This window comes from Streptomyces dangxiongensis (genome assembly GCF_003675325.1).
GTDB lineage: Bacteria > Actinomycetota > Actinomycetes > Streptomycetales > Streptomycetaceae > Streptomyces > Streptomyces dangxiongensis.
Map to the genome: position 1 here is coordinate 7147940 of NZ_CP033073.1, position 12522 is coordinate 7160461.

Sequence of the window (12522 nt, forward strand, 5' to 3'; positions counted from 1 at the left end):
ACGCGCATGCCGGACCATGGTGCGGACCCCGCCGTGAGGCGGATCCGGCCCGGTGCCGACCAGCCGGCCGCCTGACCGCCGGCCCCCGCACGCCATGGCTCGCACGAGGCAGTACGCCGTCGCCGCCTCGGGACAGTGGACCGACGAGGAGGAGGGGCGCCGTCGGCTGCCCGCCGGCGAGGTCCACGCCTGGGAACCGGGCCGGAACCAGACGGTCTGCGGTCTGTCTCTCAGCCGCTCCGAGCTGACCCGCTTCCCGCACATCACCTGGGTCGACACGTTCCCGGAGTCCGGTGGCGCGGCGGACCGGGTGAAGCGCGTCTGCCCGCGGTGCGCCTCCGTCGCCGGACGCCGCGGCAGCGACGCACGCCCACGGTGGCACCGCACCAACCCCCGGCCCTGAGCCCAGCGCCGTCCGTACCACCGACGAGTCGGCGGGCGTGCGGCCAGCGAGTCGTGCGCTCCGTCGCCCGCCCGTAGCGTCAGGAGCCCCGGCACCCTTCGGGCCGCGACGAGGCGGGAAGGGTAGCCCCAGGGAGCGAGGCCACCTGCTCGGCGGGGGAGTGGTCCGACATCTCCCGCGGTCCTTGCCCCGCCGACCCCCGCGTGGGCCGCCGCGCACCGCGACAACCGGCCGCCCGCCGTCGACGTCGCCGCTGACCGTCGGCTCGCCGCCAGGGTGTTCCGCCGTACCGGCATGTCCCCATGGAACGCCGCCCCGTGCCTGCATGAGCTGGAGAAGTAGGCGGCGAGGGGGCGTGGCATCCGCGTACGGCCCGCACCACGAGAATGGCGTTCAGCACGCTGATCCCCGCGCACACCACATGCTGATCCCCGTGGAGCCGCTGCCGGCCGAGGCACCGGACGATGCGACGGCAGGGCCGCTCGGCCGGACCCGCCGCACGAAGGCACTCCCCGGTGCGAAATACTTTCCCGATGAGTTCACGCACTTCCCCGGTCAGCCTGCCGATCACGATACGGAGGGCCGTCGCGCGGGATGCCAAACGGCTCACGCGGCTGGTGCGTGGCTCAAGCGCCTACGAGGGCAAGTACGCAGCAGCAGTCGCCGGCTACCGGGTCGGTCCTGATTACATCGAGGCCCACCGCGCCTTCGTAGCCGTCGGCGCCGACGAGCATGGAGGCCGGGTCCTCGGGTTCTACTCGCTCATCCTCGCCCCACCGGAGCTCGACCTGCTGTTCGTCGCCGACGAAGCGCAACGACGCGGTATTGGACGGCTGCTCGTCGCGCACATGCAGTCCGAGGCCCGTGCCGCCGGGCTCGACCGTGTCAGGGTCGTCTCGCACCTTCCCGCCGAGGACTTCTACCACAGCGTCGGTGCGGTGCGTACCGGGACCGCGTTCGCGAACCCGCCCGCCGTGCCGTGGGACCGTCCCGAATTCGAGTTCCGCATCACTCCCGAATGACGCGGTGTGCCGGTTCGCGAGGCACCGGCTTCGCCGACACGGCGGCCGGCCTGTTTCCTCGGTCCGCCGAGGGCTCTTGACGACTGCGGCGGGCAGTTCGCCGGTGAGGATCAGCTCCCCTCTGCGCGACACACGCCCCCCGGTCGGTGGCGCGACCGGTGGCCCGGTGGGTGAACGGGGTGAGCCGCGTCGCATCCGAGTGGGCGAGGGTTGCTATGCAACGAGTTGCATAGCAGGATCGGGGTCATGGCGCTCGAACACGCGATTCTCGTGTCGCTCCTGGAGAAGCCCGGATCCGGCTATGAGCTGGCCCGGCGTTTCGAGCGGTCCATCGGCTATTTCTGGACCGCGACGCACCAGCAGATCTATCGCGTGCTCAAGCGCATGGAGAACGACGGTTGGGTCGACGTCCGTGACGTTCCGCAGCAGGGCCGGCCGGACAAGAAGGAGTACTCCGTCGCCGGCCTCGGCCGGGCGGCACTGTCCTCCTGGTTGCACGATCCGATCGAGCCGGAGAGCGTCCGCCACGACCTGGCCGTGAAGATCCGGGGTGCCGCCTTCGACGACCCGGCCGCTCTGATCCGCGAGGTGCAGCGGCACCGGCAGACACACCGGAACCGCCTGGCGCACTATCTGGCGGGCGAGGCACGCGATTTCACCGGGCCGGAGGCGGAGGCGGAGGCGACCGGTACCGAGACGCCGCTCGACGCGGAACGAGAGCTTCAGCACGTCGTCCTGCGCGGCGGCATCGCGTACGAGCGGATGATGACCGACTGGCTGGACGACGTGCTCGCCACGCTGGCCCGGTTCGGTCCGGGCCGCTGAGCACCGCCGCGCCCTTCGCCGTCCTCCCGATGTGCCAGGCCCTTAGCCGGTCCTCCCGATGCGCCAGACCTTACGCCGGTCCTCCCGGTCCGGCCCGCCCAGCCGTCAGACCTCCCGATTCCCGCCCGTCCACCAGCCGAAAGGCGTCCCACCATGGCTGACAAGCTGCTGTTCAACCCGCGCGGCCACGACCCCGCGCACTTCGACCCCGAGACGCGCCGCTTGCTGCGTGCCACCGTCGACTGGTTCGAGGAGCGCGGGAAGCGGCGGCTGCTGGAGGACTACCGGACCCGCGCGTGGCTCGGTGACTTCCTCGACTTCGCCGCGAAGGAGAACCTGTTCGCCACCTTCCTGACGCCTGCGTCCACCGCGGGGGAGGGGGAGCCGGACAAGCGGTGGGACACCGCCCGGATAGCCGCGCTCAACGAGATCCTCGGCTTCTACGGCCTGGACTACTGGTACGCCTGGCAGGTGACGATCCTCGGCCTCGGCCCGGTCTGGCAGAGCGACAACGCCGCCGCCCGAGCCCGCGCCGCTCAACTCCTCGACCGGGGCGAGGTGTTCGCGTTCGGCCTGTCCGAGAAGGCCCACGGCGCCGACATCTACTCCACCGACATGCTGCTCGAACCCGACGGCGACGGAGGCTTCCGCGCCACCGGCTCCAAGTACTACATCGGCAACGGCAACGCCGCCGGACTCGTCTCCGTCTTCGGCCGCCGCACCGACGTCGAGGGCCCCGACGGCTATGTGTTCTTCGCCGCCGACAGCCGTCACCCCGCCTACCACCTGGTCAAGAACGTCGTCGACTCCTCGAAGTTCGTCAGCGAGTTCCGCCTGGAGGGGTATCCCGTAGCCGCCGAGGACGTCCTGCACACGGGCCGCGCCGCCTTCGACGCCGCCCTCAACACCGTCAACGTCGGTAAGTTCAACCTGTGCACCGCGTCGATCGGCATCTGCGAGCACGCGATGTACGAGGCCGTCACCCACGCCCACAACCGCGTCCTGTACGGCCGCCCCGTCACCGCCTTCCCGCACGTGCGGCGCGAGCTGACCGACGCGTACGTCAGGCTCGTCGGCATGAAGCTGTTCAGCGACCGTGCCGTCGACTACTTCCGCTCCGCCGGCCCGGACGACCGCCGCTACCTGCTCTTCAACCCGATGACGAAGATGAAGGTGACCACGGAGGGCGAGAAGGTCATCGACCTGATGTGGGACGTGGTCGCGGCCAAGGGCTTCGAGAAGGACAACTACTTCGCCCAGGCGGCGGTGGAGATCCGCGGCCTGCCGAAGCTGGAGGGTACGGTCCACGTCAACCTGGCGCTGATCCTGAAGTTCATGCGCAACCACCTCCTCGACCCGGTCGAGTACCCCGGCGTGCCGACCCGCCTCGACGCGGCCGACGACGACTTCCTGTTCCGGCAGGGGCCGGCCCGCGGCCTCGGCGCGGTGCGCTTCCACGACTGGCGACCCGCCTTCGAGGCCTACGCGCACCTGCCCAACGTGGCCCGCCTCCGCGAACAGGCCGACGCGCTCTGTGAATTCGTCGCCACCGCCGCCCCCGACGCGGAGCAGAGCCGCGATCTCGACCTCGTCCTCTCGGTCGGTCAGCTCTTCGCCCTCGTCGTGCACGGGCAGCTCGTCCTGGAACAGGCGGCCCTGACCGGGCTCGACGAGGACGTGCTCGACGAACTCTTCGCCGTTCTCGTGCGGGACTTCTCCGCGCACGCCGTCGAGCTGTACGGCAAGGACTCGGCGACCGAGGCGCAGCAGGAGTGGGCGCTGGGTGCCGTCCGGCGGCCGGTCGTCGACGAGGCACGCACGGGGCGGGTCTGGCAGCAGGTCGAGGCGCTGTCCGGCACGTACGAGATGGCGCCGTAGGCAGGCCGGGCACATCACCGGAGGCGCTGGGTTCCCTCGCCCAGGGACGCGAGTGGCCCACCGCCTCGCCGGAGCGCCGCCCGCCGGTCCAACGTGACCGAGTGTTCAGGGCGGCGGGGCCGGCAGGGCGGAGACGTGCTCTCCCGCTCCGGGATGCAGGAGCGGGAGAGGAACCGTATCCGGCGTGACGGGAACGGGTGTTGCGTCTCATCAGGTGGTCGAGCAGCCGGCCGGGGTCGCCCGTGACGCGTCGCCGGTCAGCGCGGTCTGGGCCGCTTCGAGCCACCGCACACCGGGCTTGACGACCGTGCGGTCGTACGTCGTCAGCCCGTTCAGCTCACCCTCGACGTCCGAGATCTGGGTGCAGGCGGCGATCCGGGACTGCGACGGTTCTGCCGCCCAGAAGTTCACACTGACCGGAGAAACCCCCGCCCCGGTGTCGGGCCGGCGTGGGAAGGAACGCGGGCGGAGGGATGTCCACAACCACCGAGAACCTGAGCCGAACCCACGTCGAGAGGAGCAGGGCAGCCGGTTCACGCCGGTGCGCGCGGCGCGTTACGCGTGGCCACGAGCGCCTCATGAGACCTCCGCACGCTCTACCGGTGCCCACGGGCGGCGGAAATGATGAGCGCACCGCACATGAACCAGGTGATCCGCACCCCTGTCCCTCGGCCAGGCGGACATGCGGCGGAAGGAGCTCACGGTGTTGCTTCTCATCTCCCCGGACAGCGTCGAGGAGGCCCTCGACTGTGCGAAGGCGGCGGAACACCTCGACATCGTCGACGTCAAGAAACCCGACGAGGGCTCCCTCGGCGCCAACTTCCCCTGGGTCATCCGGGAGATCCGCGACGCGGTCCCGGCGGACAAACCGGTGTCCGCCACCGTGGGAGACGTCCCGTACAAGCCGGGCACGGTGGCGCAGGCCGCGCTCGGCGCGGTCGTCTCCGGCGCCACGTACATCAAGGTCGGCCTCTACGGATGCACGACGCCCGAGCAGGGCATCGAGGTCATGCGCGCGGTCGTCCGGGCGGTCAAGGACCACCGCCCCGAAGCACTCGTCGTCGCCTCCGGCTACGCCGACGCCCACCGCATCGGCTGCGTCAACCCGCTCGCCCTGCCCGACATCGCCGCCCGTTCCGGCGCCGACGCGGCCATGCTCGACACCGCCGTCAAGGACGGGACGGGACTGTTCGACCACGTTGCGCCGGACGCCTGCGCGGAGTTCGTCCGGCTGGCCCACGCCTCCGGTCTGCTCGCCGCCCTCGCGGGCAGTGTCAAACAGAGCGACCTCGGTCCGCTGACCCGCATCGGCACGGACATCGTGGGCGTACGCGGAGCGGTCTGCGAGGGCGGCGACCGCAATGCCGGAAGGATCCGGCCGCATCTGGTGGCCGCCTTCCGGGCGGAGATGGACCGGCAGGCCTGGGAGCACGCGGCCGGCGTCCCCGCCGTGAACTGACCACCGGTATGCCGACCTCCGAGCCCCACCGCGTCCCCGGACGCCGGGCCGCGCGTTTCGCCGTCGTCGACCCGGCCACCGGGGAGACCTTCGACGAGGCCCCCGACCAGCAGCCGGACGAGTTGGACGCCGTGGTCGACCGGGCCCACCGGGCCTGGCACGGCTGGCGCGCCGACCCCGCCGCCCGCACCACCGCGCTGCGCGTGGCGGCCGGTGCCGTGGAGACGGCCGGCGACGACCTCGCCCGGTTGCTCACCCGGGAACAGGGCAAGCCCCTGGCCGAGTCGTACGCGGAGATCACCCGTACGGCGGCCCGCCTGCGCTATTTCGCGGACCTGGCCCCCGCAACGCGGCGGATCGACGACGGCCGGCCCGTGCACAGCGAGATCCGCTGGCGCCCCCTCGGACCCGTCGCCGCGATCGTGCCGTGGAACTTTCCCCTCCAGCTCGCGGCGGCGAAGTTCGCGCCCGCGCTCGCGGCGGGCAACACCATGGTCCTCAAACCGTCCCCGTTCACCCCCCTCGCCACCCGACTGCTCGGCTCCGTCCTCGCCACCGCCCTGCCCGCGGACGTACTGACCGTCGTCACCGGCCGCGAACCCCTCGGCGCCCGCCTGGCCTCCCACCCGGGCATCCGCCACGTCACCTTCACCGGCTCGGTGCCCACCGGGCGGGCCGTCGCCGCAGCGGCGGCGGCCTCGCTCGCCCGGGTCACCCTGGAACTGGGCGGCAACGACGCCGCCGTCCTGCTGGACGACGTCGAGGTGGACCGGATCGCGGACCGGCTGTTCTGGGCCGCGTTCCGCAACTGCGGTCAGGTCTGCATGGCGGTCAAGCGCGTCTACGCCCCGGCCCGGCTCCACGCCGAGGTCGTCGAAGCCCTCGCCCAGCGCGCGAGGACCGTCACCGTCGGGGCCGGCCTCGACCCGGACACCCGGCTGGGCCCGGTCAACAACGCCCCCCAGCTCGCCCGGGTCGAGCAGGTCGCTGAGCAGGCCCTGGCGGACGGCGCCCGGGCGGCGGCCGGCGGCCACCGGCTGGACCGGCCGGGCTACTTCTTCGCTCCCACGATCCTCACCGACGTCCCGCCCGGCAGCCCGGTGGTGACCCAGGAACAGTTCGGGCCGGTCCTGCCGGTGCTGCCGTACCGGAGCCTCGACGAGGCCGTCGACGCGGCCAACGGCACCGGCTTCGGGCTGGGCGGCTCCGTCTGGGGCACCGATCCCGACCGGGCCGAGGCGGTGGCCGACCGGCTCGAATGCGGCACGGCCTGGATCAACCACCATGCGGAGCTGTCCCTCGCCCAGCCCTTCGCGGGCGTCAAGAACAGCGGTGTCGGCGTCGCGGGCGGACCGTGGGGGCTGTACGGCAACCTCCGGCCCTTCGTCGTCCACCGCCCGCAGGAGGCATGACGATGAGGTTCCAGGCGGCCGTACTGCGCGCGTACGAGGACCCGTTCGCGATCGAGGAGGTGACCCTGCGCACGGAACCCGCCGTCGGCGAGATCCTGGTCGAGATCGCGGGCTGCGGGATGTGCCGGACCGACCTCGCGGTCCGGCGGTCGGCCGGCTCCAGCCCGCTGCCGGCGGTGCTCGGCCACGAGGGTGCCGGGGTCGTGGTGCACGCGGGCGGCGGCCCGGACAGCGGAATCGGCGTCGGTGACCACGTCGTGCTGAGCTTCGACTCCTGCGGACACTGCGGGAACTGCCGTGGCGCGGCTCCCGCCTACTGCGACTCCTTCGCCTCCCTCAACCTCTTCGGAGGACGCAAGGAGGAGGCGCCGCGGCTCACCGACGCGACCGGGGGAGCGCTGGCCCCCCGGTGGTTCGGCCAGTCCTCGTTCGCCGAGTACGCGCTCGTCCCGGCCCGCAACGCCGTCCGGGTCGACCCCGCACTGCCCGTCGAACTGCTCGGACCGCTCGGCTGCGGCTTCCTCACCGGCGCCGGAGCCGTGCTGAACGCCTTCGGCGCCGGCCCCGGCGACACCCTGGCGGTCTTCGGCGCGGGAGCGGTGGGCCTGGCCGCGGTGATGGCGGCCACCGCCGCCGGCGCGCTGACCGTGGCCGTCGACCGGCATCCCCGACGGCTGGCGCTGGCCGAACGGTTCGGCGCGATCCCGCTGCCCGCCGGGACGGCCGGACTGCCCGAGCGGATCCGGCGGCTCACCGACGGCGGCGCGCGGTACGCGCTGGACACCACGGCCTCGGCCCCGCTCATCAACGACGCGCTGCGGGCACTGCGCCCCACCGGCAGCCTCGGCCTGGTGGCACGCCTCCACACCGCGCTGCCGCTCGAACCGGGCACGCTCGACCGAGGCCGCAGCATCCGTCACATCTGCGAGGGCGACGCCGTACCCGGGCTGCTGATACCCCTGCTGACCGGGTTGTGGCAGGCCGGACGCTTCCCCTTCGACCAGCTTGTCCGCACCTACCCGCTGGCCGACATCAACGAGGCCGAACGCGACTGTGACGCGGGCCGCGTGGTCAAACCCGTTCTGCTCCCGGAGGGAAGAAGCCGATGAGCGAGGCATACGGCACCGCGGACCCACCGCACGTCCCCACCCCCGGCAACGGAGGAAACATGGCCGGCACGGCGCAGCGGCACACGGACGCGGAGGGCACGGACGCAGGCGTGGACGGAGGCGTGGGGCTGACCGCCCTCCTGGTCGCCGCGGCACGGGCGATCGAGACCCACCGCCACGACAGCCTGGCCCAGGACGTCTACGCGGAACACTTCGTGCGGGCCGCCCCGGCGTGCGCGGACTGGCCGGTGCGCCTCCAGCGGGTCCCGGACGGGGACGGCAACCCGCTGTGGGGGCGGTTCGCCCGCTACTTCGGCCTGCGGACCAGGGTCCTCGACGACTTCGTCCTCCGGTCGGTCCGTACGAGCGTTCGCCAAGTGGTGCTCCTGGGCGCGGGGTTGGACACCCGTGCCTTCCGGCTGGACTGGCCGTCCGACTGCGTGGTCTTCGAGATCGACAGGGCGGGCGTGCTGGCGTTCAAGCACCAGGTGCTCACGGGCCTGCCGGCCACCCCGAAGGTGAAGCGCGTCCCCGTACCGGTCGACCTGCGCGCCGACTGGGTCGCCGCGTTGACCACCGCCGGCTTCGACCCGGCCGCACCGAGCGTCTGGCTGGCCGAGGGACTGCTCTTCTACCTGCCGAGCCCCGTGGAGACGTACCTCATCGACACGGTGGACCGGCTGACCACGGAAGGCAGCGCGCTGGCCTTCGAGGCCAAGCTGGAGAAGGATCTGCTGGAGTACCGCGACAGCGCGATCTACACGGCGACACGCGAACAGATCGGCATCGACCTGCTCCACCTCTTCGACAAGGGACCACGACCCGACTCCGCGGGCGACCTGACGGCCAAGGGCTGGTCCACCTCGGTACACACCCCCTTCGACTTCACCCACCAGTACGGACGCGGCCCCCTCCCCGAGCCGAACGACGCGCTGGAGGGGAACCGCTGGGTGTTCGCGCACAAGCCCCGGCCATGACGCCCACAGCGCTCACGCCGGCATCCGCACCGGGCCGGGCATGACACCACCCGTTGCCCGGCCCCGGTTGTGGGCGCGGGTGTCCGTGTCAGGCGCGTACGATGCGCCAGCGGTTGTCGGCCGTGCCGTTGTCCGAGTCCTGGACCGCGAAGGCGCCGATGGCGGTGGAGCCGTTCTCCATGCCGAGCAACTTGCCGCTGTTCACGTTGCGGATCTTGTACGTGCCGTCGTTCTGGTCGAGCAGGAGCCAGCGATGGTCGGCGGTGCCGTTGTCGGACCACTGGAGGACGGCGGCGCCGTCGGCCGTGGCCATGTTCGACACACCGAGGACCTTGCCGCTGTTGGCATTGCGGAACCGGAAGGCGTCCCCGTCCGGGACCATTTCCCAGCCGTGGTCGGCGGTCCCGTTGTCGTCCCACTGGAGGGCCCGGGCGCCGTCCGTGGTCGACATCCTGTCGACGCCCAGCAGGAGGCCGCTGGCCACGTTGACCAGGTGGACCGTGGTCAGACCGCTGGTGTTCCAGTAGACGGTGTAGTTGTGGCCCTGAGCGTCGTAGAAGGGGCCGAGGCCGACGGCGGAGCCGTTCGCGGTGGCGGTGAAGGCGAGCGTCGTGGAGCTGGTCCGCCTGACCGATGCCACGTCCAGCGCGGGGAGGGCGCTCAGGGCGGCGTCGCCGAAGTCGCCGGACAGGACGACCGGGCCGTAGGTGACCGCGCCGACGCCGGGGTTGTCGTTCGCCGTCCGTACGGCGGTCCGCATGGGCAACCGCACGGTGACCGTGTCGCCGGAGGCCCAGGTGCGGTTCAGCGTCGCGTAACTGCCAGGGCTGGCGGCGATGTCCTGCACGGTGCCGTTGACGCTGATGGTGGCCCCGGCCGCCCATCCGGGGATGCGGACGCGCATCGCCCAGGTGCCGCCGGCCTCGCCCGTGACGCGCAGGCTCGTGGTGTCGCCGACCGGGTACGTGGTGGTCTGGGTGACGGTGATACCGCGCTCGGTCCAGGAAAGTACCGACGGCACGAACATGTTGACGGTCAGGGTGGTGCCGGAGTGGAAGTAGAGGGAGTCCATCAGCCGGGTGTGCGCTTCCACGCCGGTGCCCTGGCAGCACCAGAAGGTGGTGTAGTCGGTGCTCCAGGTGCCGCCGCCCCACGCCGGGCCCACTCCGCGCCGGGCCCCCGGTCGGAGCGGGGTGAAGTAGGTGATGTGCCCGTGGGGATCGGCCGGGTTCTGGTTGCCGATGATGTGGTTGAGCCAGGCCTGTTCATAGAAGTCGAACAGTTCGGCCCGATCCGGCGTCACGGTGAACAGCTCCCGGGTGAGGGTGAGCATGTTGACGGTGTTGCAGCTCTCGCAGGTGTCGTTGGTGAGGTAGGAGGCGATGGCGTTCGGGGCGTGGAAGTGCTCGGCCTGGCTGTTGCCGCCGATGGCGTAGGTGTGCGCGCCGACGCAGATGTTCCACGCATTCGTGGCGATGTCGCGGTAGCGGGTGTTGCCGGTGGCCTTGTACTCGCGGATCGCGCCGATCCACTTGGGGACCTGGGTGTTGGCGTGCAACCCGGCGAGCGCGTCCCGGTTCGCCGCCAACGGGTCGAACACCGCGGCATGGTCGAACCGTTGTGCGACGGCGAGCCACCGCTCGTCGCCGGTCTGTTGGTGGAGGTCGGCCAGGACGGCGTTCATGCCGCCGAACTCGGTGGCCAGCATGGCCTGCGTCTGCGCCGTGGTCAGCCGGCCGGTGCGCGTGTCGACCCACCCCGCCAGGGCCAGCAGTACGTCGCGGGCCTGGGTGCTGCCGATGCGCCGCCACACCTCCAGCAGGCCGGCCATCGTCTTGTGGACGGTGTAGTACGGCACGTTGCCGTTCTTCAGTGTGCCGGCCTCGAGTGCGGTGAAGTCGGACTCGGGATAGCCGGAGAGGTATCCCGGGGTGAAGCCCGCTGCGCTGTTGTTGGCCTGGCACCTGGCCAGCTCCGCGACCATGTGCAACGCCTTGTCGCGGACCGTCGTATCGCCCGTCACGGCGTACGACTGCGCCCAGGCGGTGAGGAAATGGCCCTGCACATGGCTGCGGAAGGGGAAGTCGGGGGCCTCCCAGCCACCGGTGGCGGCTGCGCCGCCCGTGGACAGGCGGTGGTTGGCGCGGAAGTTGTACAGCAGCCGGTCGACGTCGACGAAGCGGAGGTAGGCCGTGGTGCGGTTCTGGTTGTCGAGCCACCGGCTCGCGGTCAGCCGGACCCGGCCGAGGTCGAAGGGCAGCGCCCCGGTCCCGATGTCGGTGCGGACCGGCGGCAACGCCGCCGCCCGGGCGGCGGCGTTGCCGGAGAGGGGGCCGACGGCGGAGGCGGCGACGGTGGCCCCGGCGATCTGGAGAAGCCGTCGTCTGTTGACGTGGGAGGACATGGCGCACCTTCCGTTCGGGCGGTACGGACGAGGGGGCCTGTCGGCGCTCCACCGTGAGGCATGGTGGGCTGACAACTCTGTGGTTCGTGATTTCGAACGCCGTTCGTGCGAGCGTCGAGACGATAGTTGTGCGCGTAGCGGGCAGTCAACGTTGCCGACACGGCCAATTGCCGCGCGGATGGGCCCTGTTGCGGTCGCGTGAGGTGCCTGGTCCTGGATCTCGGTGGCGTAGGGAGAGCGCATCCGGCCCGTGCCCGTCGGGCCCGCGACTCCGCCACGGCGCCTGAAAGGGCTCGTCGTAGTCGTACCTGGAACTGCGTGCAGTGCGCGCCGCAGCGGATGTCGCGGCCCAGGTCGATGCGCCACAACCGAGTGCCGTCCAGGTCGCCGGCGGAGGCGTTGTTCGCCTCGTAGAACCGCGCGGTCGCGGCACGCACCGGGCACCGGGAGCGCGTCCTCGCCGGCGTGCGCCACGGGAGCGCGAGGCAATCCCGGGCCGTCCCCGTCCGGGGTTCCACGCTGTCCGGCGCCGCTTCGGGTGCCTGGACCAGGGCGTCCGTTCAGGCGGAGCGGGAGGGCTGTGACATCTCCGTGTTCTCGCTGATGGCGTAGGGGCGGTGGGCGGCTTCCACGGTGGGGTAGAGGGGGAACAACGAGTCGAGACCGAGAATGCGCAGGTTGTGCCGGTAATGGTCGTCGAGGGCGGCCAGCCGCAAGGTGCCGTCGTGGTCGTCGAGGAGACGCAACAGCAGGATGAACGTGCTGATGGCTGAGGAGTCGAGGTACTTGACGGTGGAGGCGTCCAGGATCAGGGTGCGGCAACCCTGCCTGATCAGGTCCCCGCACTGGGCGCCGACCAGGGACGCGTTGTCGTAGTCGATCTCTTCCGGCAGCAGCGCCACCGTGGTGTCCCCGTGTTGCATCCGCACCGTGATCATGCTGAACGCGCTCCCGTCTCGAACCCATTCGGTCCCTTTGTGTCGCGGAAACTCCTACCCCGGACCTGATCCCCCACCCAAGGCGCCCGTCCAGG

At 71.5% G+C, this 12522-nt stretch carries 12 protein-coding genes; 8 read left to right on the top strand and 4 right to left on the bottom strand.

Annotated elements, in window-relative coordinates:
* Window positions 1-94 precede the first annotated feature (94 nt).
* From D9753_RS32130 to D9753_RS32145, 4 genes are all read left to right on the top strand, one after another.
* Window positions 95-403 (top strand): hypothetical protein, encoded by a 309-nt coding sequence (locus D9753_RS32130; protein WP_121790178.1) that lies wholly within the window; start codon window positions 95-97, stop codon window positions 401-403.
* Window positions 404-936: 533 nt separating this feature from the next.
* The gene (locus D9753_RS32135) at window positions 937-1425 is read left to right on the top strand and encodes a GNAT family N-acetyltransferase (protein ID WP_163010851.1); all 489 of its coding nucleotides are present in this window, start codon (window positions 937-939) and stop codon (window positions 1423-1425) included.
* Window positions 1426-1671: 246 nt separating this feature from the next.
* Window positions 1672-2250, top strand: a complete 579-nt coding sequence (locus tag D9753_RS32140) for a PadR family transcriptional regulator (RefSeq protein ID WP_121790180.1) — start codon at window positions 1672-1674, stop codon at window positions 2248-2250.
* Between the two features lie 153 nt (window positions 2251-2403).
* Window positions 2404-4128, top strand: coding sequence for an acyl-CoA dehydrogenase family protein (locus tag D9753_RS32145; protein ID WP_121790181.1), 1725 nt, complete (start codon window positions 2404-2406; stop codon window positions 4126-4128).
* A 210-nt stretch (window positions 4129-4338) separates the two neighbouring features.
* Here the strand turns inward: D9753_RS32145 and D9753_RS32150 are convergent, their stop codons facing one another.
* Window positions 4339-4539, bottom strand: coding sequence for a hypothetical protein (locus D9753_RS32150; protein WP_121790182.1), 201 nt, complete (start codon window positions 4537-4539; stop codon window positions 4339-4341).
* 292 nt (window positions 4540-4831) lie between these two features.
* On the opposite strand from D9753_RS32150, the gene D9753_RS32155 reads away from it, so the two are divergent.
* The 4 genes from D9753_RS32155 to D9753_RS32170 are packed head-to-tail and all read left to right on the top strand — an operon-like array spanning window position 4832 to window position 9085.
* On the top strand, window positions 4832-5587 hold the full coding sequence (locus D9753_RS32155) for a (5-formylfuran-3-yl)methyl phosphate synthase (RefSeq protein WP_121791405.1): 756 nt from the start codon (window positions 4832-4834) through the stop codon (window positions 5585-5587).
* Between the two features lie 8 nt (window positions 5588-5595).
* Window positions 5596-6999 carry an aldehyde dehydrogenase family protein gene (locus tag D9753_RS32160; RefSeq protein WP_121790183.1) on the top strand — a complete coding sequence of 468 codons (1404 nt, stop codon included), beginning with the start codon at window positions 5596-5598 and terminating at the stop codon, window positions 6997-6999.
* A 2-nt stretch (window positions 7000-7001) separates the two neighbouring features.
* Entirely contained in the window at window positions 7002-8108 is a 1107-nt protein-coding gene (locus D9753_RS32165; protein ID WP_121790184.1) for an NAD(P)-dependent alcohol dehydrogenase, read from the top strand.
* 59 nt (window positions 8109-8167) lie between these two features.
* Window positions 8168-9085 carry a class I SAM-dependent methyltransferase gene (locus D9753_RS32170; RefSeq protein WP_121791406.1) on the top strand — a complete coding sequence of 306 codons (918 nt, stop codon included), beginning with the start codon at window positions 8168-8170 and terminating at the stop codon, window positions 9083-9085.
* A gap of 88 nt (window positions 9086-9173) precedes the next feature.
* On the opposite strand, the gene D9753_RS32175 is transcribed toward D9753_RS32170, so the two are convergent.
* From D9753_RS32175 to D9753_RS32180, 3 genes are read right to left on the bottom strand one after another with little or no spacing between them, the layout of a single operon-like run.
* A complete protein-coding gene (locus D9753_RS32175; RefSeq protein WP_394346818.1) occupies window positions 9174-11381 on the bottom strand; it encodes a beta-L-arabinofuranosidase domain-containing protein in 2208 nt (735 codons plus the stop codon).
* On the bottom strand, window positions 11315-12007 hold the full coding sequence (locus tag D9753_RS39550) for a rhamnogalacturonan lyase family protein (protein WP_394346780.1): 693 nt from the start codon (window positions 12005-12007) through the stop codon (window positions 11315-11317). Before D9753_RS39550 ends, D9753_RS32175 begins: the two co-directional genes overlap by 67 nt.
* A gap of 42 nt (window positions 12008-12049) precedes the next feature.
* Window positions 12050-12427, bottom strand: a complete 378-nt coding sequence (locus tag D9753_RS32180; RefSeq protein WP_121790186.1) for an STAS domain-containing protein — start codon at window positions 12425-12427, stop codon at window positions 12050-12052.
* Window positions 12428-12522 lie beyond the last annotated feature (95 nt).